Below are 26,866 nucleotides of genomic sequence, written 5' to 3' on the forward strand. Positions count from 1 at the left end.
TTTTATTCATACTTTAATATGCTGTGATAATTTATTAATGTACAGAGAGCGGATTAAGAAGAAGAAAATGATCTCGATAATCCCGAAAAAGGTGAGTACGATACATGTCTCTTTTAGTAATGAGAAAGAAAACATGCTTTGTAAAAACTTAACCGCAAATAACGTGTGAACACCAGCAACGATGTAAGGAACGAAAAATAAAATTCCTAATTGAATCGTTGCAGAACGAAACATTTCTGATTCAGTTAAGCCAAGCTTTGTAATCGTAATGTATTTTTGTTTTTCATTTGTTAAGTCGTTATACATACGGAAGTATAAAACACTAGCCGCACCGATAAAGAAAATAAAGCCGAGAAATGCCCAAATAAAGAATTGAGCAACTGCATTTCCTTTACCGTAAATGAGTTCATCCGTAGCCGTATGTATGAAGAAAGGAGCTTGAGCGTTCTCTTCTGTATGCTTTTCGTAGAACGCATGTGCATCACTACTAATAACACCTAACATATTTTTTGTTGGAACTATTGCATTTTCCCAGTTTTCTACGAAGTAGTTGTAGATTACGGTTGTTTCAATATGAGGAATCATATTATCAAATACATAATCTTGTACGACAACTAAATGTGGGAATGCAAAGGAGGGTTCGATTCCTTTATTAATAAATCCTTTAATATGAAATTCCTTTTTATTAGAGCCAAGTGTAATTGTATTTTGTTTAGCAAATGGGTTTGATACAAGATTTAATAGTTCTGGCGCATAGCGAGAAATAATGTAAACTTGTGTAGAATCAAGAGTAACTGCTGGTCTATTTAATTGTTTGGCAATCGCGTTATAATCACTCATTTTCATTAGCGCAATGTCTTCTTTTAATGCTGTATCTTTTAATACTGTAAATTTATATTTTTGGTAATCGAAATTGTTATTTGTAAGCTCCGTTTCAATTGTAGTAATATGCTTTTGTTCAAGGGAATTGTCACCTTCTGATGTATAAGTGAAGGGAACGGGATATCGTTCTAGTACTGATGCTTTCGTACTATTATTAGCGGCAAATAACCCGATAATAATAGTAAATGCAAGTGCAGATAGCATAGAAACGATAAAGAGTACGTTAATGTTACTACGGGTACGAGCAACTAAGTCTGAAATCCATAACATATTTATTTGTTTTAAATAAAACTTTCTGCGCCTTTTTAAAATATAGATAAAAAGAAGAAATGTTTGTGAAAAGAAAAAATATGTCCCGACTACTACGAGTGGCAAAATAGATAACATAATAAAGAAGACAGATCCGTTTTGTACATTTTTTTCTGTTACGTAGCCTTGTGGATAACCGGCGATGTAATAGCATAGCCCTAAACAAATTAAAGCGAATAAAGAGATGAGTATAGATGGCCTTTTTTCAGCTTTCATTTTTTTGTTACCTTTAATGAGCTGCGCTGTTTTACGAGTACGAATGAACATTGGCGTAAACGTAGAAACGATTAAAAATAAAATGATAAACGTTACGGTTGTAACGAGGATTGCTTCTGTTGGCCAATATAAATAGAGACCTTTTGCACCTGTTAATTTCGAAGTGACTAATAAGAAAAAGTTAGAAAACACAAGGCCACCTTGAATGCCGATAAAGATAGACAACATCCCGATAATCATGTTTTCTGTAAATAACAGTCTTTTTAATTGTTTCTGTGAGATTCCAAGAATCGTGAGTATCCCGAATTGCTGCTTTCGTACATTTAAAAATGTTCCAACTGAATATAAGAGAAAGAAGAACGAGAACATAACGATCACAAGCTGTGCCGTACTAGCTAAGTTCATTAGCGGATCACGTTCTTGAAAGCTTTGTGTATTTTGTAAGCGCGGATGGTATGCATATACAGTAAATGAAAAGAAAACCATGATAGAAAATGCACTACTTACAAAATAAGCGAAATATGCTTTAGAATTACGCGAGACATTTTTAAATGCAAATTGCCAAAATGTCATCCACGTCTTCCTCCTAATAATGCTAAAACATCTAATATTTCTTGATAAAACTTCTCGCGATATAGCCCGCGGTGTAATTCGTTGTAAAGCTCGCCATCTTTAATGAAAATGACGCGGTTACAGTAACTTGCTGCGAATGGATCGTGAGTAACCATTAAAATTGTTGCATCTTCTTCTTTATTCAACTTCGTAAATAGCTCCATTACGTCAATTGCCGCTTTTGAATCTAAGTTTCCTGTTGGTTCATCGGCAAGAAGAAGTGAAGGATGATGAATAACAGCACGCGCTACTGCGGTACGCTGTGCTTGTCCTCCGGAAACTTCAAAAATACGTTTGTCTAAAATATGATCAATGCCAAGTTTTTTTGAAATGTTATCAAGCTTTTCGTCCATTTCTTTTAATGGAACATTATCTAATGTTAAAGGTAGTACGATATTTTCACCGATTGTTAGTGTATCTAGTAGGTTAAAGTTTTGGAAAACAAATCCTAACTCTTGGCGGCGGAAAATAGCTAACTTCTCTCTACGAAATGTGTGCGGTTTTTTTCCGTTAATAACGACATCACCAGAAGTGGGTGAATCAATTGTAGAGATAACGTTTAAAAATGTAGATTTACCACTACCAGATGGCCCCATGATAGCAACAAATTCACCTTTATCTACATGTAAATTTATATTTTTTAAAGCGGTATGAGGGACTTTTCCTTCATACACTTTTGAGACGTTTTTTATGTGTAAAACTTCTTCCATAGTAATCACCTTTCTATCCGTTAAAACTTAATATGTTGTGATAATTTTTGCATATAAAAGGAACGAATTAGAAGGAAAAATATCACTTCAACTGTTCCAAAAATCATAAGTACGACTGTAATCTCAGAGAAGAACGAGAGCTGTAAAACCTCTTGTAGCATTTTTGTCGCAAACATCGTATGGATCGATGCCATAATGTATGGAACAAAGAACAGAATCGCGAGTTGAATTGTAGCAGATCGTTTCATCTCAGCTTCTGTTAAACCGATTTTTGTAATCGTTACATACTTTTCTTGCTCATTTGTTAAATCTGTATACATCCTGAAGTAAAGAACACTGCCAGCACCAATAAAGAAAATAACACCTAAGAAAGTACCAATTAAGAAGAACGAAGCGACATTTTGTTTTGTTGTGTATAGAGAATCGCTTGCTTCACTTGCATGGAAAGGCTTGTGATCTGCTTGAATGGTGTTCCCATCGGTATTAATTTTGTCTATGAATACCGAGCCGATGTTATTCGCTTTTTCCCAGTCCTTAACTTTAAAGCTATATACACTCATCTGTTTTGAAACCGATGATAATGCCTCTACATTTTCATCAGATAATACGAGTAATGTTGAGATTAAGCTGTTTGGAAAAGGATTATAATTTTTATATTCTTTTACTTGTAGCTGTAGGCTGTTTTGAGTAAGTGTAAGAATATCTTTCCTTTCGGTATCATAAATTGTGCCAATGAATTGATCATCTATGTCTTTCATAAGGACATACGATTCGTTATTCTTCACGTGGAGATTTTCCCAGTTCAATGCTTTAGCAAGTATATTATATTCACTTTGTTTAATTACATAATAGGGCTGAGGTTTTTCTTCCGCTGAAGATACTTCATATATAGCCGTTTTAAATTGTTTATAAGTAAATTGCTCTTCATTGAACTTTTGTTTTAACCAATTTAAATGTTCATCCGCTAACGTATTTTCAGTATGTGATAAATATGTAAAAGGAAAAGGATTTTTTCTTACTGCATCAAATTTTGTGAATTTCCCAAAACCGTATAAGAATGTAATCATAGTAAAAGCGAGCGTTGATAGCATCGCTACAATAAAGAGCATGTTAATGTTTGTCCGAATGCGCGCTGCTAAATCAGAAATCCAAAGCATATTAATTCGCTTCATATAAAATGATCTTCGCGTTTTTAATATACGAATGAGTAAAAAACTAATTTGTGAAAAGAAAAAATATGTTCCAGCTGCAACAAGTGACGGAATGACAAATATACTAGAGACGGCATATAAAAGCCCAATGATATCGCCTAGCGACATAAAATATAGAGGATTTGCTGCTAATACATATCCAGATATTAAACATATCGCACCGAATAGAGAGATGAGCACAGATGCTTTTCTTTCTTTTTGTTTTGTTCCTTCTTTTAAAAGACGTACAGCTTTTCTCGTACGGATTAGCATCGGTGTAAAAGATGATACGAGAATGAAGAGTCCAAGAAAGATGATTATAGTTAAAACGATAGCACCTGTAGGCAAATATAAATATAGACCAGGTACATGTGTAATTTTGGCGGTAACTAGTAAAAAGAACTGTGAAAAGACAAGGCCAAGTTGAATGCCGAAAAAGATGGAAAGAACACCAATTAGCATGTTTTCTAGAAATACGAGTCTCTTTAATTGTTTTTGAGATATACCAAGTACTGTTAAAATCCCAAATTGCTTTTTTCGTACTTTTAAGAAAGTACCGATTGAATAGAGTAAAAAGAAAAACGAAAAGAATACAATAACAACTTCTGATATTGTCATTAATATGTTCAGAGCAACATTCACGTCTGTCATATGCAATTTAGGATGAAATAAATAAACTGCAAATGAGAAAAAAATTGCAATGGAAAACGCACTGCTTACAAAATAGGCGAAATAAGCTCTGGCGTTCCGAGTCACGTTTTTAAATGCAAACTGCCAAAATGTCATTCGCCTAACCTCCTAGTAGGGTGAAGATGAAAAGAGTATGAGAAATACTCTTTTCATCAAGTTTGTCTTAAATAATTTGTCCATTCGTATACTGTGATAATTTTTGCATATAAAGTGAACGAATGAATAAGAAAAATACAATTTCAACGACTCCAAAAATAATAAGAACAGCTGAAACTTCTTTGAACAAAGATAAACCAATTACATCTTGTAGCATTTTCGTTGCAAACATTGTATGAATGGATGCCATAATGTAAGGAACGAAAAATAAAATACTAAGCTGAATGGTTGCAGACCATTTCATCTCTTTATCTGTCACACCAATCTTAGAAATTGTTATATACTTCTCTTGCTCATTCGTCAAATCTGTATACATTCTAAAGTAAAGAACGCTACCAGCTCCAATGAAGAAAATAACTCCTAAAAATGTTCCGATTAGGAAGAATGCGGCGCTACCAGATGTTATTTTGTATAACGATCCTGCTGATTCAAAGGATCGAATAAGAGGTCCCTCATACTGGGATTGATCTCGATCTTTTTGCACCTTTTCTATAAAATCATCAGCAATTTTATATGTCTGTTCCCAGTTTTGAATTTTGTAATTGTATGCTGATATATGCTTTACCGTATTGGGTAAGTTATTTATGTGAATATCAGGCAAAACTATCGTTTGATATGAAAAGTCAGATGGAATTGCATTGCCATGTTCATAGCCTTTTACTCGTAATTTCGTATTTGTACTAGAGAGTGTAATGTAATCTCTTTTGTAGCTTTGCTCAAATTCGTTGAATATAGTGACATAAGATGTCCCCGTTAATACGTATGCTTCGTTATTATCCATAAATAGTTGTTTCATTCGTAAAGAACTCGCAAGTTTGTTATAGTCACTTTGCTTAATTGCGTATACGTCATTATAAATAGCTATACCTTTATCTTCTTCTAGCGGTGTTTCATATATATCAGCTTTTATTTTCTCATAAGGGAAATGCTCTTTTTGTAATTGTTGCTCAAGCCAATTTAAATGCTCTGTCACAAAGGGATTCGCATCATAAGAAAAGTAAGAAATTGGGAAAGGAGAAATTCTATTAACTTCTAGCTTAATAAATTTCCCGAATCCATATAGGAACGTTATCATTGTGAAAGCGATAGTAGAGAGCATTGCTACAATAAAAAGCATATTAATATTCGTTCGAATACGGCTTGCTAAATCAGAAATCCAAAGCATGTTAACCCGTTTCATATAAAACTTTCTTCTCGCCTTTAAAATGTAAATAAGTAAAAAACTAATTTGTGAAAAGAAGAAATATGTACCGATTGTAACAAGCGTTGGGATAATGAAAATACTCGAAAGCATATATATAACACCTATTTGCGGACTTACTGATACGAAATATTTCGGGTTTCCAGCTAAAGCATAACCACCTAATAAACAAATCGCACCAAATAAGGAAACGAGTATGGACGGTTTTTTTTCTTTTTGTTTTCCGCTATTTGTTTTTAAAAGTTGTACCGTTTTTTTTGTACGGATAAGCATTGGTGTGAATGTAGATACAATAATAAAAAGACTAAGGAAAACGATAGTCGTTAAAATAAACGCGTTAATAGGCAAGTATAAATATATGCCTGGTACGTGCGTAATTTTTGCTGTGACTAATAAGAAAAATTGTGAAAAGACAAGCCCAAACTGCATACCGAAAAAGATAGATAAAATCCCAATTAACATATTTTCCATAAAAACAAGAAGATGTAATTGCTTTCTCGATATTCCTAAAACGGTCAAAACTCCGAATTGTTTTTTTCTAACTTTTAAAAAAGTACCAATGGAATATAGTAAAAAGAAGAAAGAGAAAAATACAATTACAACTTCTGAAAATATCATTAATCCTGAAATTTCAGCAGTCATGCTAAAGTTTTGTAATTTCGGATGGAATAAGTAAACAGCAAACGAAAAGAAAACAGCAATGGAAAAGGAACTACTTACAAAGTAAGCAAAATAAGCTCTGGAATTACGTGTTACATTTTTAAATGCAAACTGCCAAAATGTCATAATATGTACCTCCCGCTAGAAGGTACATATGTAGTTTTATTGCAAAAAATGTATGAGAGTGAGTTCTCATACATTTTGCTAGCATATGTTACGATCATGCTTCGGTCACCTTCTCTGTATATTCTGCTTGATTATTTGCAGCGTTGTGGAAGATGATTTTAATCGTCGTTCCTTTACCAACTTCAGAGTCTAGTTTCACAGAGTGACCTAAATAATCACAAATTTTACTTACAATATAAAGTCCCATACCAGTAGATTCTCCGAATGCACGACCATTTTTCCCAGTATAAAACGGTTCAAATACTCTTCGAATATCTTCTTGCGGAATACCAACACCTTCATCGCGAACTTCTAAAATAATATCTTTTCCGTTTCGGTAAGCAGATAAGAAAACTTTCTTTCCGCGCTCACCAGAGTAACGAACGGCATTTGTCATTAACTGATAAATAATGAACTTTAGCCATTTCGCATCCGAAGCAACTTTTAAATCAGAATGAACTTCTAAAACAGGGAAGACCCCGTTTCGAATGAAGAGTTCTTTTAATCCATTAATATTTTTTGTTACCGCATCTTTTAATGAAATCGTCTCAACATGGAAATCTTCATGGAAGTTATTTAACCTTGCCATATATAAAGCCATATCGAGCCCTTGATTTAATCGTTCTAATTCTTTTTTGAATTTCGGAATCAAATGTTCATCTTCCATTTCGAGCACCATAAGCTGCATAACAGACACAGGTGTTTTCATTTGATGCACCCAGTGGTTAATGAATAATTGATGTTCTTGTTGTTTTACTTCATACGACTGTAGTTCTTTTTGGAATAGACGATACTGTGTACGCACGAGTTCATTTACACCGTGAGGCATCGGAGCAGTTGCTCTTTCAATAAACGCATCTTCCATTTTCTCTGGTTGCTCACTTAATCTATGGTACATTCTACGATTCCGAACGTAACGATAAGCGAGGAAACAAATGAATAAATATAAACTTAAAACGACGAAGTAAAATTTATTATTTTGAAATCCATCTACTGCATCATAAAGAACGAAGATGATACCGAAGTTTAATACGTATAGTAGAAAAAATGCAAAATGATCACGTAAAAATAGCTTCATGCTTATTCACTCCAAGTTGCGTTAAAACGATACCCAAGTCCACGTACTGTTTCAATAGCATTTTCAATACCAAGCTCATTGAACTTTTTACGAAGACGCGTAATGTTTACGTTTAATGTATTTTCCTCAACGAAGCTTTCGTCATCCCAAAGAGCAGCTAGTAAATCTTCACGGCTCGCTGTACGAGGGAATTTAGATAATAGCATTTCTGCTAAAATAGCTTCTTTTTTCGTTAAAAGAACTTGCTCAGCACCGAAATGAATTTCTGGGCGCTCTGGGAATAGTTTTAAACCTTCTACTTCAACGATACGTTCAGAAATATTAGGTGCATAATCACCGTAAATACGGCGTAATTGACCTTTAATTTTCGCCATTACAACGTCGTAGTGGAACGGTTTTGTAATATAATCATCCGCACCGCTTTCAATCGCCATAATTTGTTCCATTTCACCAGCACGAGCCGAAATGAAAATAATTGGGCAAGTAGATTCATGACGAATTTGACGGCACCAGTAGAATCCATCGAATTTCGGTAAGTTTACATCAAGTAAAACAAGATGTGGTTTTACTGCGTTAAACGATTCCATAATATCATCGAAGTTCTCTGCAACAACAGCTTCATAGCCGTATTTTTGAATGTGAGATTGTAGTAATGATGAAATATTTGGATCGTCTTCAACGATTAAAATTTTATACATATGTATATTCCTCCTAAAAAAACAATTGTAGCTATAGTGTATCATGTGTTTCAAGTCTTTTCATTATGTTGAAAGATAAGCTAGTAAACAGTATAGGTCAAAAGTGCGGAAAGTAAAAAGAGCGTATAGATAATTGACAATTAACTGAAATCAATTAGACATTTAGATAAATATCTAAATGTCTAATTAGTGAAGGGAAGAAAGACATTGAATCAAGCATTTAAAGCATTAGCAGACCCAACAAGGCGAAAAATTTTAGATTTATTAAAAGAAGGCGATTTAACCGCTGGGGAAATTGCGGAGCATTTCAATATGACAAAGCCAAGTATTTCACACCACTTAAACGCACTTAAAAATGCTGAACTTATTCAAGATGAAAAAAAGGGGCAATTCGTTATGTACTCTTTAAACACAACTGTATTTCAAGATTTGTTGACTTGGGTGTTTACATTTACGAATAAGGGGGAAGAGGAGAAATGAAAAAGCATATATTTCCGTTACTATTAATTGCTTTAACGATTCTTGCATGGTGTGCCGCTTGGCCGCATTTACCAGGAGAAGTTCCGAGCCATTGGAACCTTGCTGGTGAGGTAGATGGACATATGTCAAAAATGGGGATGCTGATTTTTGATGTTGCAATTATGGTTTTTATATATGCACTAGTGACTGTATTGCCTAAAATAGATCCAAGGTACGAGAACTATAAAAAATTTCCTAAAGCACTTGGAAGAATCAATGGAGCAATTTTGTTTTTCTTATTTACTATTAATATGATGACACTAGCAAATGCTTTAGGATACAACATTCCAATTGGAATTGTTGTGAACATAATGGTCGGTATCCTCTTTGTTGTACTCGGTAATTATATGCAACAATGTAAACCAAATTTCTTTATAGGTATTAAAACACCCTGGACGTTAAGTAGTGAAGAAGTGTGGAGAAAAACACATAGATTAGGATCAAAGATTATGATGATTGGTGGCATTGTAATTATAATTTCGTCATTTCTACCGGGAATGTGGAAAATGATTTGCTTGTTAAGTGTTGTTGGTATATTGGTTGTTGTTACGATGGGATATTCTTATGTTGCTTATAAAAAAGAACTAAAAATGTAAATAAAGCTGCTTTTCCTTCTAAGGAAGAGCAGCTTTATTTTTATTTCTTCAAAACCGGTATCCAAATTTCACTTTTAAAGTTTGGAGAAGATACATCTTTTTGTTCATTCCACAATATTTCTGGTCCTTTTGCTAGTTCATAGTTTGAGGAAGGAAACCATTCGGAATAAATGCGCCCCCATACATTTTGTAATGTTTCAGGAAATGGGCCGACAGCTTCAAAGATAGCCCACGTTGAAGCTGCGACTTCAAGTTGTGCGAATTGCGCTGGACAATCTTTCGTTGAGGCCACTCCAATGTAGTGATCGAGTTCTCCCTTTTCCTCCATTCTACCTTCAGAAAAGTTAGTAGAAGCACTAATAATTCCAGTAGGTTCAATGTTTGAAAGTGACTTTAATGTTTGAATGGACTCTGGATTTAAACTTTTCCACATAGAAGCAATTTCTTCATTTACACCGTTAAATACAATCGGTACGCGTTTTGTAATACCAATAATTCGAAATGGTTCTTTTTCTTCAATTCGATAGTTCATTTCGTTTCCTCCTTGAATCGATAACTGGAAGGTCATTGGTGAATAAGCTTTCAAAGAATGACTACTATTTCGGGCCTCTGAAGGTGTTATGCCGTGCAAGTTTTGAAAAGCACGTGTAAAAGAATCTGGCGAGTTGTACCCATATTTGATAGCGACATCAATGACTTTTGCAGTGCTATCTTTTAGTTCAAAAGTAGCAAGAGTAAGACGTCTACAGCGAATATATTCTGATAGTGATATGCCAGCTAGAAAAGAAAACATTCTTTTGAAATGATATTCAGAGCAGTACGCTATTTTTGCGACTTCTTTAAAATCAATTTCATCTGTTAGGTTGTTTTCAATATACTGCATTGCTGCATTCATATTTTTAAGTGAATCCATACGATGACCTCCTTGTTAAATACAATAGCAGGAACAAACTAAGTCCATCCGACATTTCATGCACAACTTTGTAGGATACATTTTTAACCTTACAAAATTGTAATGTTCCTGTAAGGAGAATGAATGGATGGTATGATATCCCAATGCTATAGTAACAAAGTACTTTTGTTCAGTAGGTTAAATTTTTATATCTTTACTTATGCGTCTTACATAACTGTCATGTTTGTGTAAGAAACATCGATAGTGGCAAGAGTAGAGAGTGTATATAGTTGAAAATAGAGAATAGAAGAAATGAGGGATGTCGAGATGAAAACAGTGTTAGAAGCAAAAAATATTGAAAAAGTGTATGACACGGGTGGTAATAAATTTGCAGCGTTAAAAGGTATTAACTTACAAGTAAAAGAAGGTGAGTTCGTTGGAATTATGGGACCTTCTGGTTCGGGTAAGACGACTTTACTAAACGTTCTTTCTACAATTGATAATGCGACGAACGGTGAAATCTTAATTGATGGAAAAGATATCGTGAAGATGAACGATGATAAGTTAGCGTTATTCCGCCGCGATCATTTAGGATTCATTTTCCAAGATTATAATCTATTAGATACGTTAACGGTGAAAGAAAATATTGCGTTACCTCTTGCGTTATCAAAGGTAAAAGCGAGCGAGATTGACCGCCGTGTTCTTGAAATTTCAAAGAAATTCGGTATTGATCATATTTTAAGCCAGTTCCCATATCAAGTATCGGGCGGACAGAAGCAGCGCTGCGCAGCATCGCGTGCAATCGTTACGAATCCAAGTATGATTTTCGGGGATGAGCCGACGGGAGCGCTTGATTCTAAATCAGCGACAGATTTACTTGAAAGTATGAAGTCGTTAAACGAATATGATAACTCTACAATTTTAATGGTAACGCACGATGCGTTTGCCGCAAGTTATTGTAAACGAGTTATTTTCATTAAAGATGGTGAGTTATATAAAGAATTACACCGCGGTGAATCAACGCGTAAGCAGTTCTTCCAAAAAGTTGTTGACGTAATGTCTTCTATTTCCGGAGGTATGGCTGATGACCTTATCTAGCATTGCCCTCCGCAACATACAGCGGAACTTTAAAGACTACTTTGTATATTTTGCATCTATGATCTTTAGTATCGTCATTTATTTTACATTTAAGGCGTTGCAGTACAATTCACAAATGGAAAAAGCAGCGGAAGCTTCTAAAAAAATTAGTGGAGCGTTCCAAGTTTCCAGTGTCATGCTAATTATATTCGTAGCAGTGTTCATTATATATTCAAACGGTTTCTTTACAAGGAAACGTAAAAAAGAAGTTGGATTATATTCCTTATTAGGTATTCGTAAAAGACAGATTGGTAAAATGCTGTTTTATGAAAATATGTTAATGGGATTAATGTCATTAGTAATCGGGATTGCGATTGGTAGTGTCCTTTCAAAATTATTCCTTGAGTTACTAGTAAGTATGATGGGATTAAACTTAAATGTTCATTTTGAAGTACCGATGGCTGCAATTGTTGATACGGCAATTATTTTCTTTGTGATTATATTGTATACATCACTTCAAGGATATCGTTTAATTTATCGCTTCAAGTTAATTGAACTTTTCCGCGCAGAACGTGAAGGAGAAGCAATGCCAAAAGGATCTGTCATTATGGCATTAATTTCAGTGTTCTTAATCGGTTCAGGTTATTTCTTAGCGTTAATGTTTATGAAGGCAGTTAAATATGCAGACTTTATGGCAGTTGCACTTTATATTTTACTTGCGACAGTATTAGGTACGTACTTACTATTTATGTTCTTTACAGTATTCGTATTAAAACGTGCAAGAAATAATAAATCATCGTTTTATAACGGTATGAATATGGTAACGACGTCACAGTTACTATATCGTATTAAAGGAAATGCAAAGTCACTTGCGACAATTTCTATTTTAAGTGCAGTGACATTAACGGCGGTTGGTACGTCAGTTACGATGTATTACAACACATTTACGCAATCAAAAGCATTTACACCATACAGCTATTCTTATGAGAAAAAAGATGCAGAACTAGATAAGAAAGTAAATACGATTCTTGCGGAAGAGAAGCAGAATCACCCTGTTAAAGATCAATTTGAAATTGAGACAGTTCCTGTAAAAGGGAAGTTTGAAGGAGACAAAGTTGATTTCATTCTTAATATGAATTACACGATTTCAGAGAAATATCAGTTTATGTCTCAGTCTGAATTTAATAAACTTGCTAAAAAAATCGACGCAGAAACAGTGAATGTAGCTGCTGGTGAAGCATTTATATATGATAGTTCATATATTGAAGGGCATGAGTTTAGTCCACAATATAAAGGAAACAAAGCAGTATTCCAAATTGGAAATGAAACGAAGCAATTAAAAATCCAAGGTGCAAATGACGTTGCGATTACAAATTTAGGTGAATTAGTTGTTGTCGTTTCAGATGAAATGTATGAGCAAGCGAAGCAAGCATTTGGAACACGCGTTGTAAAAAATATTGATGTAAAAGATGAAAAAGATAGTAAAGTGTTAACAGAAAAATTAACAAAAGTGATGCCAGCTGGTGAATCAGAAATGGTACCACCATTTAGAGATTTCTACACTGGTTTCCATATGGGGCTTGAAGGAACAGGACTAATGATGTTTATCGGAATGTTCTTAGGACTTGTATTCTTACTAGCAACGGGTTCTATCATTTACTTTAAGCAATTAACAGAAGCAAATGCTGATCGTGAGCGCTATATTGTACTTCACAAAGTAGGGGTCACAAAACAAGAAATGAAAAAAGCTATCGCAAAACAAGTAAGCTTTATCTTTGCGATTCCGTTAGTAATCGGAATCCTGCACAGCTTGTTTGCATTAAAAGGTTTAGGGAACATACTACCATTTGAAATTATGATTCCGCTTCTAATTAGTATTGGAGTATACGGTGTCATTTATATTGGATATTACTTCCTAACAGTTCGTTCTTATTATAAGATTGTGAGTGCGAAGTAATAAGTAAAAATAAGAAAGCCATTTACCTAATTTTTTATGAGGTGAATGGCTTTTTTTCGGTCTAAATACTACCGTGCATCGATTATGTCGATGAAACTAAAAGTATGTTTTCGGTCAAAGGCATCTATGCATACTAAAGAACGCTTTAAAGGATTTAATTCAATTACAGTCATATAACTTGTAGGGAAATAATGATCTTTATAATAAGTGATCAATATTTCTTTTTCTGAAATGTAAGAGCGTAATAAAGTATCTTCAATTCTGTCTCTATCATCATATGGTGATACTTTTCGCGATTCTTTTATGTCAGTCGATTTTGATATTGTTGTACTACTCATGCTTTCTATTCTCCTAACAATATATTTTCTATATAGGAAGGTTCATCACTATGGAAGTCTACTACTGATTACTCAGAAGTACCTTATGTTCGTTTTATTATGGATGATTGGAAGCCGAATTTGCTTAGTACTAAAAAATTATCAAATTCATTCACTTATTTATAGTAATTATTTGTCATTCTTGTACTTTTTTGAATGGGATTAAAACTTTATTAAGGTGAATTTGGATGAGGGAGAATAAAGTGAAACTTTAATCAGTGGGGGTCTTACTGCCCGGCAAATAGCGGGATAAATGGATTTGAAGAAGGTGAGCCAGTAGGGTAACTAGCTCACCTTCTGTTAGAAAAGCGTTCTTATATAACGGTATGATTTTCACGATATTGTCTAGGCGTCATACTCGTAATTTTTTTGAAGACTCGTGTGAAATAACTTTGATCATTAAAATTAAGCCAGGCACAAATATCTGATAATGGATAGGTCGTTAATGTTAATAATTTTTTTGCTTCTTCTACTCGTTCTCTCTGGATGTATTCATTTAAAGGAATACCCACTTCTTTTTTAAACAGTTTTGATAAATAAGTAGGGGAAATATGTAAAAGGTTAGCAAGGTCATTTAGAGATATTTCATCGTAAATATGTTTGTGAATATAATTGAGGCACGTAGTAATGGAATTAGAATATGATTGATTATTATATTCCTTCACACGTTCTGCAAAAGTACATAATGCATCTTCAATTAACCTATTTACGGAATACATGTTATCTAATTTTTCAATCGTTTGTATATATAAAGTACCGAGTGAAAAAGCAATATGTGATGGAAGATTACCGTCTATCGCATATCGAATAGCTAGCGTAATGGCGATAATGCCATTATTTTTTTGGTTTCTCAGTTGATCTCCTTTAGATGAAATTGCTGCATCTTCTTGTGGATATGAATACGCATATTGTATGACCTTTTCTTTATTACCTTCTTTAATTGCTGAAAAAAATTTACGTTCCAATGATATGTCATAATTTTGCGGATCATGGCGGCGACGTTTTGAAATATATAAATCAGGATTTACGATTTTATAAGAAACATCTTCGAGTAATTTGTTTTTTTTCCAAACAATATCACGATCTAATTTTTCATTGAAAATTACGTAATGTAACCAAATACTTATATCAATTAGCGTGCTTTTTTTAATCTCGGGTAGGAATTGATAGTAGTCTATTCCTTGTTGCATTGTATGATTACAGTTGAAATATTTCATAAGCTTAATCGCCATTTCATCTGACACTTTTGGATAGGTAGTCGGGCCGATTATAATCGTTCCTTTTATCTGTTCATGATTTGTTATATGGATGCTAATGAAATTCTCAAGATACTTATTCCCTTTGAAAATTGGAAAATTACAAGGAGCGTTTTCTTGATAAATTTCATTAAGATGTTCGTCTTTAGAAGAATAAAACGGACTACCAATCGTATGAAAAGTAGATTCATATACAATTTTTTTATCAGTAGATAGAAATTGAACAGGAACATGAAACGTTCTATGTACAAGATCACATAAGTGCTGTAGGTCGATGGAATTATTCATTAGCTTCTCCTTTTAAATAGTTTTGAAATACTACATATGAATTAAATGTACATTTGTTTCTATAAAATACTTATTGTTTGAATTTTTTTGCTCACATGAAAAGAATTACATATATTGGATAGGAATGAAAGGTGATTTACAGATTAATTTCCGCAGATGTTGTATGAAAATAGACGTAGTGATGGCACCTTCCATAAAAGTCTTTTTTATATCTATTATACCAAATTAATAAATATAAAAGAGGTATTTATATAGGGAATGCGAAATGTTTCATTCTTCATAAAATCTTAAGAAATCTCCTCAATTTTTGTTAAGAAACGATAGTTATACTTAGAAACAAGTTAAAAACTATTGAACGAATGGGGAGAGGTTTACATGCAGCTCATAACATTCTTACATGAATTTATAAAACATCCGAAACATACTGGTGCAATTGCGCCAAGTTCAAAAATATTAGCAAAGAAAATGGTAGATGTAATTGATTTTAATAGAGCGAAGTGCATCGTAGAGTTAGGGCCTGGTACAGGGGTGTTCACGAAAGAAATTATGAAGAGAAAGAAGACGGAAACAATATTTCTTCTTATTGAAATTAATGAAGTGTTTTGCAAAGAATTAAAGAGAAAGTTTAAAAATGAGCAGAACGTTATTGTTGTACACGGTTCAGCTGAAAATATAAAGAAGTATATGGAAGAATTCAATATAGAACGCGTTGATTACGTCTTATCGGGATTACCTTTTGCTTCTTTACCAGAAGAAGTTTCAAAGCGTATTTTAAATAATGTAATGGAAGCGATACATGAGAACGGTGAATTTATTACATTTCAATATTCACTTGTGAAAAAAGGGTTTATACAGCATTTCTTTCCTGAAATTACGCTAGAGAAAGTGTGGCTCAATTTCCCGCCAGCGTACGTCTTTAGCTGTAAAAAAGAGATAAGGAGAGTATATGCATAATGGAATTACATGAATTATTATCTTATATTGAACAATACGGTTATTGGGCATTATTTTTCTGTTTATGGTTGGGTATTATCGGTATGCCAATTCCAGACGAAATGATCGTAATGAGCGGTGGTTTTGTCTCTTCACTAGGGATATTAAGTGTCATTCCAGCATTTTTATTAACCTATTTCGGCGTTGTATCTGGGCTATCGTTAGGTTATATATTAGGGAAAATATTTGGTACGAAAGTACTGGATAAGCTAATGAAAAAGAAAAAAGCGAAATATCTTTTGAAATCTCAACAAATGGTAGAGAAGTATGGTCATTATGCGTTAGTCACAAGTTATTTCATACCAGTTGTAAGACATATCGTACCGTATTTAGTTGGAATGAATAACATGTCATTTAAGACATATGCTCTGTATTCTTATACGACAGGATTTGTTTGGACACTCGTTTACTTTGTGCTCGGTTCTTTATTCGGACAACATATTGAAAGGATTGTAGCAGTTGCGATAGAGTATGGCGTGTATTTTGGCGGAATTGTTTTTGTTGTTGCGAGTGGTACTTATTTGTATAAGCAAAGAAGAAGTACGGTGATGAGTAAGTAAATAGAAGGTAGGTTTATGTTTATTGAGAGCATATAAAAGGGAGAGTTATTTTGTAAAATAACTCTCCCTTTTAATGTAATAGTTCCTTATTACTTACATTAGGTGTTGTCTGAAATACAGTTATATAAATTGTTAATATGGTTGTGTTGATTAGATTAGCTAATACAGTCATAAAATCACTTGATGGAGTGATAAGAACGAAGATTGAAAGTATAGCAGAAGCAAGTGGAATAAACTTTTGTAGCGTAGTTAACTTTCCATTTTTATGAAGCTTCGAAGACTGAAAGAAGCAAAGTAAGAAAATAAAGGATGTAGATAATAATCCTAGATAGCCCCATCCATCTTCAATATACCAAGGTAAAAAGCTCATTCTTGATGTGAAAATAAATAAATTGAATACTAACGTGCTAATGATTAGCGTGTTTAAAATGGTAATATTCCTCTGTTTTTTCATTTGAATTACACTCCGTAATTTATTTTATACTGCTATTTATGGTCAGCAAAAAATACTGATTAAAATTGCAATTTATTGAGATGTTTTTGCCATTTCCATAAATCGCTGTTCAATTTCATCTAGTTCGAATGAATGGCATATTCTACGGTCTTCTTTATCTAAAATTCGATAATGTTGAGATAAAATATTTTGTTGTATTTGGTAACCGTTTAATTCTTTTATTTGTCGCCACCACATTTTTCCTCCTAACGTTTTCGGGAAATTCGTATTGTAATGTGTAAAAGCGATTGTTTTTATAATTTCATTCACATCATCCCCGAATGTCATCTGGACTGTGTTGCTCTGTTCGAAGAGTGTTACGACACAAACTGCACCTGACCATGTTAGCGTGCGTCTTCCTTTTTCAATTTCCACTAATGTTTTCTTTGATAAACCAATAATTTCTGACATTTTATCTTGTGATAAATCATTTTCAACACGGATAAGTTTTAATTTTGAATTAACGAGTTCAATAAATTCTTGTTTATTCATTATGCATCTCCTTTTTTATTTAGTGTAAAATTACACTAAAAGTGTAGTTTTGTCAATTTAAGAGTGAAGAGTTTTTTGAGCTTACTAATTAATATTTCACTTTTAGTTTAAGAAAATGTTAAGAAACAGTACGAGTTTTTATTAAGAAATACGCCCTATACTGAGAAACATCTTAAAGAAAACATAATGAAAGGCGGAATATAGATGAAAAGATTTATACTTGGAGCATTACTTGTTATTGTGGCAGGAGCAGCATATTTATTAAATGGGAGTAAGTTATTAGATCAAATGAATCCATTTCTTGATATAGAGAATCATTATGCAATTATCGATACGGATGGAAAAGAGTTAGTTGGAAATAGAGGCCGTGAATATACGGTTAAAGCTTACGATCAGGATGGCAAGGAAAAAGAAGTTACAATTGACGGAGTAGATGAATTACCAAAAGGTTCATACCGGCATGTGCTTACGAGAGGTAAGTTCTTATATGATAAAGTGAAAGTAACGATAGATAAAATTCCAGATTGAGTAAAGATGACGTTAGGATTGTAAGTATAAAACCGATTCTCAATGTGGGGATCGGTTTTATTATTTTATGGTAAAATATAGAAGAGGGAGTGAGAGTTATGCTACTCATCGTTAGCCTTATATTAATCGGGATTATGTGTAGTATGAGAATAGTATCTTTACATATGATAGAACGAGAAAAGATAGAAGAGAGATATGTGTATTGTCCAAAATGTGATGCGAAAATCCGAAGAGGAAATTTTGCTCCTTTTTGTTCGAAATGTAATTTAATATTTTAACTATAGGAAATCCGAAATCATTTTGTATGGTTTCGGATTTTTTATGTTGAAAGTAGAAGAAATAAAGAGCGGAAAAAAGTTTGAACAAGGAATTGATTATACGAATATTATTGGAGGATATCCCATTATTATGAAATATTTCATAGAGATAGATCGAGAAGTTTTGAGGGTCTTATTACATGATGGAAGAGGAATTCTTCCTACTATGCTAGAGTGTGATGAATGTTATAAGACTCAATTAGATGATATTGAGGAAAGTTGATAAAAAAGAGCTTGAAACCATTCAAGCTCTTTTTTATTACTATTTATGTCCTAAAATATGCTCAACCTCATGCACACTTAATTTACTTGCCTTAGCAATTGTTTCAAGTGGTATACCAAGATTATGCATACTTTTAATCATTTGAATTTTCCCTTGTTGAACCCCTTCTTTTCGCCCTTTTTCTAAGCCTTTTTCTAAGCCCTTTTCCATGCCTCTTTTCATACCTTCTGTCTCTGCATGGGCAAATTTTGCTGCTTCATCCATTAAAACTTTCTCCCTTGCGTCATAGGCTTGTCGGAAAGAGGAATCTTGACTCATACGTTCCCACTTGTTTATTGCTTTTTGTAAAATAGGGTCTTGGTTCATAGCAATATCCTCCAATGTTTTAGTTAAGTATTCATCCTCATTTGCTGAAAGCAATAAAAGCCAACGAACAAATGGATCTTTCCACGGATTTACTTTTTCTTCATGCCATTGTTTTGTTAACTTTGGAATTTCTACAATGTGAATTTCTATGTCATCACTCAAGAGTTTCTGTTGCTGTGAATTCCATAATGTGCCCGTTGTATGAAATTCTTTGTGGTCTGAGAACATTATAAAGTTCAATAAATTAATGGTGATGGTTTTATGAAGCGAACTGTAAGGCATACCTTTTTGTAATTGAGATGTGTATAATTTTCCCCAATAATATAAACTACGTTTCATCATATCGTGATTATTATTGAGCTGTATTTCTACATTTACTTTTGTTCCTGTGTTTAATGTCGCTGAAATATCTAAAATAGATAACTTATCCTCTTCATATTCCCGGTGTAAATGTGGATCTTCCAGTTGTAGAGAAGCGATGGGTGATTCTAAAGACTCTCGTAACGTAGCGTTTAAAAATGCAATTAGAATATCTTCACTACCATTCGTACCAAACAATTGTTTAAATGCAAAATCAATGCGTAAATTAACTAACTGTTGGTTGAACAAAGTTTGTTCTCTCCCTTATATTAAGGTGCTTCTTTCCTTCATTGTACCTAAAAATAAATAGGGCATGCAAATAGACCATTCTGCTATTTTATTAGAAGTATTATTAGAAAGTAAAAGGCAATTTTGTCTATGTTATACTCTAGTGAAATTGAATTCTTCCAATCAGTAGCGGCTGCTATAGAGAAGAAAGACCCAAGTATTATTGTGAATAAGGATTCTAATACGCACTGGAAAAATAGGGTGGAGTTTGATTACGAAAACCTGTAATTATAAGTAAATCAAAATGCTTTTTTTATAAAAAAAGACGAGCCAAAGTGTTGAAACTTTAGCTCGCCTTTTTGCATTACACAACCGCAGGATTATAAATCATCGTAAAGTGTCCTTGTAATAGTTCAATATGACAAGGTGTATGAAGCGAGCTTTCTCCATCTGTATCTACTTCTTTTTCTTCTTCGGTTTCAATATGAATGGATTTAGCTTTTACGTGGAAGATGTCATTTTCATTTGAGTCTTCAAATAGTTTCTTTCCGATATAATCTTTAAACGCTTGAATGCCTGTTGATTTTACAACGAAAATATCAAGTGTTCCGTCGTCGCACTTTACGTTCGGAATAAAGGACGGGATCCCGCCAAGATATTCACCGTTTCCAACCATAACAAGGACAGCTTCGTCTTCATATACTTGCCCATCGTACGTAATTTTTACGGGGAATGTTTCAGCATTTTTGACAGTTCGAATGGTGCTTAAGTAGTAACCGATTTTACCAAGCTTAGCTTTCTCTTCTGCATCGATATTGTTTGATACTTCAGAGACAAGTCCAATACCCCAGAAGTTTAAGAAGTGTAGGTCATTTGCTTTTGCGACGTCAACTGGTTTTACATGTCCTTTTGTAATGAGTTTTGCTGCTTCTGCGATGTTTTGCGGAACGCCGAGTGTGCGAGAGAAGTCGTTGCAAGTTCCGCCTGGAATGATTGCAAGTGTAGGTCTAGTTTCAAGAGGTGCTAAGCCATTTGTGCATTCAAATACAGTACCGTCACCACCAAAGACGATAATTAAATCTACTTTACTAGCAAACTCTTGGCAATATTTTGTTGCATCACCTTGCCTTTTCGTATGAAGGATATGTAAGTCAGGAAAAGCTGCCGCAAGAGGTGGTACGATTTTCGTTAAGTTCGTATGTAAATCACCTTGTCCTGCTTTTGGATTTACGATGAGGAGTACTTTTTCAAATTTTGTCTTTGTCATTTTTATTCTCTCCCTTTGTCTTTTACGAATCGTGATAGAAAATAAACTTCCACCAGTAATTGATGGAAGTTTATTCTATTATATTATTCCGTTACAACTGAAGCGATAAATGGTAAGTTACGATATTTTTCTGCGCAGTCGATACCGTAGCCAACGATAAATTCGTCTGGAATTTGGAAGCCAACATATTCAGCTTTTAAGTCCACTTTACGTCGCTCAGGTTTATCAAGTAACGTACAGAATTTCAATGCTTTCGGTTTATGCATAAAGAAGTGATCTTTTAGGAAGTGAAGTGTTAAACCAGAATCGATAATATCTTCTACGACAATTACGTTTTTGCCAGTAATGTTTACATCAATATCTTTTAATAGTTTTACTTTTCCAGTTGTTTCAGTTTGATTTCCGTAGCTAGATGCAGAAATAAAGTCGATTGTTACATCGTTTTTAATGTGACGAATTAAATCAGCAGCGAATACGAAAGATCCTTTTAATACGGCGATTACTACGATTTCTTCTCCTTCAAAGTCACGTTCGATTTGAAGTGCTAGTTCTTTTACTTTTTCTTGTAATTTTTCTTCAGAAATTAAAGTGTCTTTTATTTCAATATTCATTGGAGTCCTCCTACAGTGTAAAACTTGTGAACATTTCGACTGTAAAGGAAAGAAAGGGAAAAGTCAAAGAAGATATAAGTTTTTTACAGAAATCCCCACAAAATAGTCAGATGATATGATATACTGATTATATTAAGAAAACGCTTCCATAAAGGGTGATTATGATGAGAAAGAAAGAGTATACAAGTGCAACATTTATAAAAGCATTACTTTTAACAATTGTTCTTGGTAGTTTGGCTTACCTAATTGATGTACCAGCGATTCGGATTTCACTAATTGGAATGACTTTAGTATTAGGCGCAATTTCCCACGGTATGATGTCACAGCTGCAAGAAGCTGGAGTCGATCATATGAAAGATCATATAGATGAGAAATGAGAAACCTTCACGTATAGAGAGTGAAGGTTTTTTGTTTCTTACAAAAATGTAAGGTAGTTGTAAGGCAAATCGATAGTTGCCTAGTAGTGTTTTGGATAAACTATAGGTGTAAGGTAAAAGGCAAGCATATTTTAGGTAAATTAAGTTTTAGGCACTCTATATGTGAAAAAGGAGTAGGAGGGCATGGAGAAACGTTGGACGACCTTTTCTTTTTTAGCAACTAGCAACACCGTAATGCTAGCTGGCGAAATGGATTTTTTGCACTTGTTTGATCGAGAAGACGATCATTCTTCTTCTAAATTTACAATGAAATGGAAGAAATGGAGCGAAAGTTGTAGGTTTAAAGAAGAGACCCCTAACGAAGAGCAAAAGATTATTTTGACAAACCCTATTAAAGCGTGGGTTGTTCAACGTCGTAAGTGTAACGTCAAAAATCACTTAAAGAAAACTGAGCCGAGACAATTAGTTATCGCTCCGGCCCATTCTACTTCTACATCACGCGAAAGTAACATGTAAATATTGAGACACACACCCGAAAAAACATCGTATATATTGCGATGTTTTTTTATTTTTCTACAATGAAATCTTTAAATGAAATATATTTCATCTGCATCTTATATTTATATCTCTTGTTTATTCTAGTGATACATCCGATGCGAAGTGATGTAAAACGTATAAAAGGAGAGATATAAAATGAAAAAGAAACTATTACCAATCTGTGCAATGGCACTTTTAACAGTAGGATATTCTTCAGTAGCAAGTGCTTCAACTGGAACATTGACAAAGGAAGAAGCAGCGCAATTACAGCAAGATATAGCAAAAAAAGAAGCAGCGATTCAGGCGCAGCAAAAAAATGATACAGAGAAAAAACAAGCGGCACAAGCCCAAGAGAAGAATGAAGTAGCGAAAAAGCAAGCGGCGCAAGCCCAAGAAAAGAATGATATAGCGAAAAAGCAAGCGGCACAAGTACAAGAAAAAAGTAATATGGCTAAAGAAGTAGTAGCACCACAGGTGAAAGAAAAGGAAGCTATTGCAAAAAAAGCTGGAGAGAAATTACCAAACACAGCATCTAATAATGTAGCAATGATGGGACTAAGCGCATGTCTTGTAGCACTAGGTACACTATTTGGTTTGAATCGCCGTAATAAAGTTAAGGCATAAATCAAATATTGTCCTATAAAGAATGGCATAATTTCATATATTAAAAATGGTAGGTTATTCCTACCATTTTTGGCATGGAGGGATGAAACATGAAGTTACTCAATTATATCGGTATCATATTGATGGCTATAGGACTATTCATGGGATCTTATTACGCTATGGAATGGTATAAAGGAAAAAGCTCTGCTCAGCAATTGACGAAAGAAGAAATAAAGGGCCTTACCAATATACAAGATAATAAACCTTCTCATGAAACACATGTAACTTCCCAAGTACCTTCTTCTCAAACAGAACATAAAGAAGGAGAAAAGGTAGCGATGTTACATATACCGAAAATAAAGAAGAAGTTTTCTATATATTGGGGAGCGGATGATGCAACGTTGAAAAAAGGAGTTGGAATGTTCGTTAGTGATTTAACGACAACGCCATCTGGAGGGGGACATACTGTACTGAGTGGGCACCGGGATACTGTATTTACTGATTTAGGAGAGTTAAAAGAAAAAGACACTCTTGTTTTAGAGTATGATAATAAAACTTACACATACGAAATTCAAAAAATATGGATTACCCATGCGGATGATCGTACTGTTATTATAAAAAAAGAAGAACCGATATTAACACTGACGACGTGCTATCCATTTGATTATATAGGGGATGCACCAGACAGATATATTATCGAGGCGAAGTTAACGGCTAGTTATTCAAAATGAAGTTATAATTTCTGAAAGTGGAAGGGGGATACATAAGTTATGTCAAAAAACATTTTAATTGTGGAAGATGAAGATATTTTGCGTGAAATATTAAAAGATTATTTTTTGAGTGAGCAATATGTAGTGTTTGAAGCAAGAGATGGGAAAGAAGCTTTAGTTGTATTTGAGGAAGAAGAGGTTGATTTAGTTATTTTAGATATTATGTTGCCGGAACTTGATGGGTGGTCTGTTTGCCGAAGAATTCGTAAAACATCCGAGGTTCCTATTATTATGCTGACAGCACGTGTTGATGAAGATGATACGTTACTTGGATTTGAACTTGGAGCAGATGACTATGTGACGAAGCCGTATAGCCCACCAATTTTGTTAGCAAGAGCGAAAAGGTTGTTAGAAAGTAGAAAAGTAACAAAGCAACTTTTAGAGAATGAAGATGATACATTATCAATTCATGGTATTCACGTCCATTTCCCGTCGCGTACTGTTACGATAGATAGAACAGACATTAATTTAACACATACAGAATTTGAAATATTAGCGTATTTTATGAAAAACCAAGGGATTGTTTTAACACGAGAGCAACTCATTTCAAGAATTTGGGGATATGAATTTGCTGGTGACGATCGAACGGTTAATAGCCATATTCGTAATTTAAGAAATAAATTAGGAGAGAAAGCAAAGTACATTACAACTGTAGTACGAACAGGTTATAAATTTGAGGGGAATGTATGAGAAAAGGGATTGTACTAAAATTATTTACCCTCACAACAGCATTGTGCATGTTAATTTTAGCGACGATATTTATTGGACAAACAATATTTTTTAAACAATATTATGCGAATCGAAAAGTGGAAGATATTAAAGTGAATTTAAATTCCTTTGAGAAGAATTATTTGAACTATGCAGGAAGTGCAGAAGGAATTCAGAAGCTGGAGCAAGACTTTTTTAGAGAAAATAATACGTGGATTACGACATTGGATCAGAATGGGAATTTAAAACATGTGGATGATTTTTATGTAGAGGTTACTTTAGATCGTAGGGGGGAAAAGGAGTTTGGAAAAAAGGTAATCAAGATGCCTTTGTACTATCTCATGAGTATAGATGAGATTGAAGGTGGGACACTACCTAAGTTGGAAGGACGGTCAGTCTTTTTTTATGGACTAAAAAGCGACGATAGTTTCATCACATGTTATGTCAGTGTAGAAGATATGAATTTGAGTTGGCTGAATAAACCGTTAGGAAAAAAACTAGCTGCAAAAGAACTTCATATGCGTGATGGGCAGCCAAAAGTTGCTCAAGAATCTAGCGCTGTGGAAGGAAAAAAGGTTGCTGGAATTATGAGTGCTGAGGAACAGAAGAGGGCGGCTCAAAATTCGGACTTCAATCTATCAGGGAAAATTACGAAAGTACAATTCCCCGATGTAAAGGGACCTGTAAATCCAATTTATAAAAATAATTTATTTTTGGATAATATAAAAGAATTTCAAGCTGATTTATTATTAAAAGAAGGCAAGCAAATACAAGATGCAACAAGAATAATGGACTATGAAAAAAATGATATAAAATATAAATTATTAATGAAACCAATAACAGAAAGAGACGGATCAGTTACATATATATATGCGATGGCTTCTTTACAGCCTGTAGATGAAGCTGTACAAATGGTGCAAGATTACTACATTTACATCATTGCATTTGTAGTCGTTCTCATTTTTCTAGCTTCGTTCTACTACTCTAAACAAATTGCAAAGCCATTATTAAAAATAAATGATACAACGAAAAAAATAGCGCATTTAGATTTTACAGAACAAATACCGATTACTTCAAAAGATGAAATTGGTGATTTATCGAAAAATATTAATGTATTATCCAATAAGCTTCATTCGCATATTGGACAGCTAGAACAAGATATTGAAAAGGAAAGAAAGCTAGAAAATACGCGGAAAGAATTCATTTCTGGTGTGTCGCATGAATTAAAAACACCGCTGAGTATTATGAAAAGCTGTATTTCTATTTTAAAAGATGGAGTAGCTGAGCATAAAAAAGAATACTATTTTCAGGCGATGGAACGAGAAGTAGATAAAATGGATACTTTAATTTTGGATATGCTGGAGTTAGCTAAATTTGAGTCAGGTACATATAAAATGAAAAAGGATGCATTTTATATTGATACAGTAATTGAAGATATATGTGAACACCTTTCTGTGGAAATAGAGAAAAAAGAACTTCATGTGCATAAAAATATATGTTCATTTGAAGTAGTTGCAAATCAAAGTCGGATTGAACAAATTATCGTGAACTTCATTACGAATGCTATACGTTATACACCAAATAAAGAAGATATTATGATTTCTACAATAGATGAGAAGGACCGTATCAAAGTGAGCATTGAAAATAAAGGTACTCACATTGAAGAAGAGCAATTAGATAAAATTTGGGATCGTTTTTATCGCGTGGATGCAGCTCGTCAGCGTTCACAAGGTGGAACGGGGCTTGGGCTAGCTATTTCAAAGAACATTTTAGAGCTACATGATGCTGAATATGGGGTAGAAAATACAGAAGACGGTGTGTTATTTTACTTCTATTTACCTAAAAAAGCGTAGACAATTTAATCTACGCTTTTTTAAATTTTTTTCATATTATCTTTACCTAAT

General features: G+C 33.8%; 29 protein-coding genes and 1 pseudogene. 16 read left to right on the forward strand and 14 right to left on the reverse strand.

Going from position 1 to position 26,866, the window contains the following annotated elements:
- Positions 1-6: 6 nt before the first annotated feature.
- The 6 genes from AABL52_RS03275 to AABL52_RS03300 all read right to left on the reverse strand — a co-directional run bounded on the left by AABL52_RS03275 (position 7) and on the right by AABL52_RS03300 (position 8,567).
- Complete coding sequence (locus tag AABL52_RS03275) at positions 7-1,980, reverse strand: ABC transporter permease (RefSeq protein WP_341518900.1); 1,974 nt, start codon at positions 1,978-1,980, stop codon at positions 7-9.
- The gene (locus tag AABL52_RS03280; RefSeq protein WP_000393250.1) at positions 1,977-2,729 is read right to left on the reverse strand and encodes an ABC transporter ATP-binding protein; all 753 of its coding nucleotides are present in this window, start codon (positions 2,727-2,729) and stop codon (positions 1,977-1,979) included. The genes AABL52_RS03275 and AABL52_RS03280 overlap by 4 nt, the downstream gene beginning before the upstream one ends.
- Positions 2,730-2,749: 20 nt before the next feature.
- The gene (locus AABL52_RS03285; protein ID WP_341518901.1) at positions 2,750-4,705 is read right to left on the reverse strand and encodes an ABC transporter permease; all 1,956 of its coding nucleotides are present in this window, start codon (positions 4,703-4,705) and stop codon (positions 2,750-2,752) included.
- A 67-nt stretch (positions 4,706-4,772) separates the two neighbouring features.
- Entirely contained in the window at positions 4,773-6,752 is a 1,980-nt protein-coding gene (locus AABL52_RS03290) for an ABC transporter permease (protein ID WP_341518902.1), read from the reverse strand.
- Positions 6,753-6,846: 94 nt separating this feature from the next.
- Positions 6,847-7,869 carry a sensor histidine kinase gene (locus AABL52_RS03295; RefSeq protein ID WP_137012124.1) on the reverse strand — a complete coding sequence of 341 codons (1,023 nt, stop codon included), beginning with the start codon at positions 7,867-7,869 and terminating at the stop codon, positions 6,847-6,849.
- Between the two features lie 2 nt (positions 7,870-7,871).
- Positions 7,872-8,567 (reverse strand): response regulator transcription factor, encoded by a 696-nt coding sequence (locus tag AABL52_RS03300; protein ID WP_000276736.1) that lies wholly within the window; start codon positions 8,565-8,567, stop codon positions 7,872-7,874.
- Between the two features lie 207 nt (positions 8,568-8,774).
- Between AABL52_RS03300 and AABL52_RS03305 the strand changes: the two genes are divergently transcribed.
- Positions 8,775-9,047 (forward strand): autorepressor SdpR family transcription factor, encoded by a 273-nt coding sequence (locus AABL52_RS03305; protein WP_006929205.1) that lies wholly within the window; start codon positions 8,775-8,777, stop codon positions 9,045-9,047.
- On the forward strand, positions 9,044-9,682 hold the full coding sequence (locus tag AABL52_RS03310; RefSeq protein ID WP_341518903.1) for an SdpI family protein: 639 nt from the start codon (positions 9,044-9,046) through the stop codon (positions 9,680-9,682). The genes AABL52_RS03305 and AABL52_RS03310 overlap by 4 nt, the downstream gene beginning before the upstream one ends.
- Before the next feature lie 40 nt (positions 9,683-9,722).
- Here the strand turns inward: AABL52_RS03310 and AABL52_RS03315 are convergent, their stop codons facing one another.
- The gene (locus AABL52_RS03315; RefSeq protein ID WP_341518904.1) at positions 9,723-10,595 is read right to left on the reverse strand and encodes an AraC family transcriptional regulator; all 873 of its coding nucleotides are present in this window, start codon (positions 10,593-10,595) and stop codon (positions 9,723-9,725) included.
- Positions 10,596-10,901: 306 nt separating this feature from the next.
- Here AABL52_RS03315 and AABL52_RS03320 point away from each other — a divergent pair, with 306 nt between their 5' ends.
- A complete protein-coding gene (locus AABL52_RS03320) occupies positions 10,902-11,672 on the forward strand; it encodes an ABC transporter ATP-binding protein (RefSeq protein WP_000859656.1) in 771 nt (256 codons plus the stop codon).
- Complete coding sequence (locus tag AABL52_RS03325) at positions 11,659-13,608, forward strand: ABC transporter permease (protein WP_000176174.1); 1,950 nt, start codon at positions 11,659-11,661, stop codon at positions 13,606-13,608. The genes AABL52_RS03320 and AABL52_RS03325 overlap by 14 nt, the downstream gene beginning before the upstream one ends.
- Before the next feature lie 68 nt (positions 13,609-13,676).
- Here AABL52_RS03325 and AABL52_RS03330 read toward each other — a convergent pair whose 3' ends face one another.
- Both AABL52_RS03330 and AABL52_RS03335 read right to left on the reverse strand, forming a co-directional pair.
- Positions 13,677-13,946, reverse strand: a complete 270-nt coding sequence (locus tag AABL52_RS03330; protein ID WP_000099708.1) for a YolD-like family protein — start codon at positions 13,944-13,946, stop codon at positions 13,677-13,679.
- A 353-nt stretch (positions 13,947-14,299) separates the two neighbouring features.
- Complete coding sequence (locus AABL52_RS03335) at positions 14,300-15,529, reverse strand: helix-turn-helix domain-containing protein (protein ID WP_097845564.1); 1,230 nt, start codon at positions 15,527-15,529, stop codon at positions 14,300-14,302.
- A gap of 375 nt (positions 15,530-15,904) precedes the next feature.
- Here AABL52_RS03335 and AABL52_RS03340 point away from each other — a divergent pair, with 375 nt between their 5' ends.
- Together AABL52_RS03340 and AABL52_RS03345 are read left to right on the forward strand one after the other, a co-directional pair.
- Complete coding sequence (locus AABL52_RS03340; RefSeq protein WP_097845565.1) at positions 15,905-16,483, forward strand: class I SAM-dependent methyltransferase; 579 nt, start codon at positions 15,905-15,907, stop codon at positions 16,481-16,483.
- Positions 16,483-17,082, forward strand: coding sequence for a DedA family protein (locus AABL52_RS03345; RefSeq protein WP_097845566.1), 600 nt, complete (start codon positions 16,483-16,485; stop codon positions 17,080-17,082). Before AABL52_RS03340 ends, AABL52_RS03345 begins: the two co-directional genes overlap by 1 nt.
- A 70-nt stretch (positions 17,083-17,152) precedes the next feature.
- On the opposite strand, the gene AABL52_RS03350 is transcribed toward AABL52_RS03345, so the two are convergent.
- Entirely contained in the window at positions 17,153-17,536 is a 384-nt protein-coding gene (locus tag AABL52_RS03350; protein WP_000744762.1) for a hypothetical protein, read from the reverse strand.
- 72 nt (positions 17,537-17,608) lie between these two features.
- A complete protein-coding gene (locus AABL52_RS03355) occupies positions 17,609-18,067 on the reverse strand; it encodes a helix-turn-helix transcriptional regulator (RefSeq protein WP_001041142.1) in 459 nt (152 codons plus the stop codon).
- A gap of 204 nt (positions 18,068-18,271) precedes the next feature.
- Between AABL52_RS03355 and AABL52_RS03360 the strand changes: the two genes are divergently transcribed.
- From AABL52_RS03360 to AABL52_RS03370, 3 genes are all read left to right on the forward strand, one after another.
- Positions 18,272-18,595, forward strand: coding sequence for a YxeA family protein (locus tag AABL52_RS03360; RefSeq protein ID WP_341518905.1), 324 nt, complete (start codon positions 18,272-18,274; stop codon positions 18,593-18,595).
- A gap of 98 nt (positions 18,596-18,693) precedes the next feature.
- Complete coding sequence (locus tag AABL52_RS03365; protein WP_097845568.1) at positions 18,694-18,873, forward strand: hypothetical protein; 180 nt, start codon at positions 18,694-18,696, stop codon at positions 18,871-18,873.
- A gap of 43 nt (positions 18,874-18,916) precedes the next feature.
- Positions 18,917-19,135 (forward strand): hypothetical protein, encoded by a 219-nt coding sequence (locus AABL52_RS03370; RefSeq protein ID WP_097845581.1) that lies wholly within the window; start codon positions 18,917-18,919, stop codon positions 19,133-19,135.
- A 39-nt stretch (positions 19,136-19,174) separates the two neighbouring features.
- Here AABL52_RS03370 and AABL52_RS03375 read toward each other — a convergent pair whose 3' ends face one another.
- On the reverse strand, positions 19,175-20,110 hold the full coding sequence (locus tag AABL52_RS03375; RefSeq protein WP_341518906.1) for an Rpn family recombination-promoting nuclease/putative transposase: 936 nt from the start codon (positions 20,108-20,110) through the stop codon (positions 19,175-19,177).
- A gap of 141 nt (positions 20,111-20,251) precedes the next feature.
- Here AABL52_RS03375 and AABL52_RS27105 point away from each other — a divergent pair.
- Positions 20,252-20,377 (forward strand): annotated as a pseudogene (locus tag AABL52_RS27105) (DUF7003 family protein); the annotation flags it as partial.
- A 76-nt stretch (positions 20,378-20,453) separates the two neighbouring features.
- Here AABL52_RS27105 and AABL52_RS03380 read toward each other — a convergent pair.
- Complete coding sequence (locus AABL52_RS03380) at positions 20,454-21,356, reverse strand: diacylglycerol/lipid kinase family protein (protein WP_341518907.1); 903 nt, start codon at positions 21,354-21,356, stop codon at positions 20,454-20,456.
- Between the two features lie 83 nt (positions 21,357-21,439).
- A complete protein-coding gene (hpt, locus tag AABL52_RS03385) occupies positions 21,440-21,967 on the reverse strand; it encodes a hypoxanthine phosphoribosyltransferase (RefSeq protein WP_001019292.1) in 528 nt (175 codons plus the stop codon).
- A 161-nt stretch (positions 21,968-22,128) separates the two neighbouring features.
- On the opposite strand from hpt, the gene AABL52_RS03390 reads away from it, so the two are divergent.
- The 6 genes from AABL52_RS03390 (at position 22,129) to AABL52_RS03415 (ending at position 26,815) form a co-directional block, all read left to right on the forward strand.
- On the forward strand, positions 22,129-22,344 hold the full coding sequence (locus AABL52_RS03390; RefSeq protein ID WP_076541015.1) for a hypothetical protein: 216 nt from the start codon (positions 22,129-22,131) through the stop codon (positions 22,342-22,344).
- A gap of 183 nt (positions 22,345-22,527) precedes the next feature.
- Positions 22,528-22,860: a hypothetical protein gene (locus AABL52_RS03395; RefSeq protein ID WP_341518908.1), complete on the forward strand. Its 333-nt coding sequence runs from the start codon at positions 22,528-22,530 to the stop codon at positions 22,858-22,860.
- A gap of 177 nt (positions 22,861-23,037) precedes the next feature.
- Positions 23,038-23,505, forward strand: coding sequence for an LPXTG cell wall anchor domain-containing protein (locus tag AABL52_RS03400; RefSeq protein WP_341518909.1), 468 nt, complete (start codon positions 23,038-23,040; stop codon positions 23,503-23,505).
- Between the two features lie 89 nt (positions 23,506-23,594).
- Positions 23,595-24,215 carry a class D sortase gene (locus AABL52_RS03405; RefSeq protein ID WP_341518910.1) on the forward strand — a complete coding sequence of 207 codons (621 nt, stop codon included), beginning with the start codon at positions 23,595-23,597 and terminating at the stop codon, positions 24,213-24,215.
- 39 nt (positions 24,216-24,254) lie between these two features.
- Positions 24,255-24,944 carry a response regulator transcription factor gene (locus tag AABL52_RS03410; protein ID WP_000041855.1) on the forward strand — a complete coding sequence of 230 codons (690 nt, stop codon included), beginning with the start codon at positions 24,255-24,257 and terminating at the stop codon, positions 24,942-24,944.
- Positions 24,941-26,815 (forward strand): sensor histidine kinase, encoded by a 1,875-nt coding sequence (locus AABL52_RS03415; protein WP_327971778.1) that lies wholly within the window; start codon positions 24,941-24,943, stop codon positions 26,813-26,815. Before AABL52_RS03410 ends, AABL52_RS03415 begins: the two co-directional genes overlap by 4 nt.
- Positions 26,816-26,866 lie beyond the last annotated feature (51 nt).

This window comes from Bacillus paramobilis (assembly GCF_038096195.1).
GTDB classification, from domain to species: Bacteria; Bacillota; Bacilli; order Bacillales; family Bacillaceae_G; genus Bacillus_A; species Bacillus_A mobilis.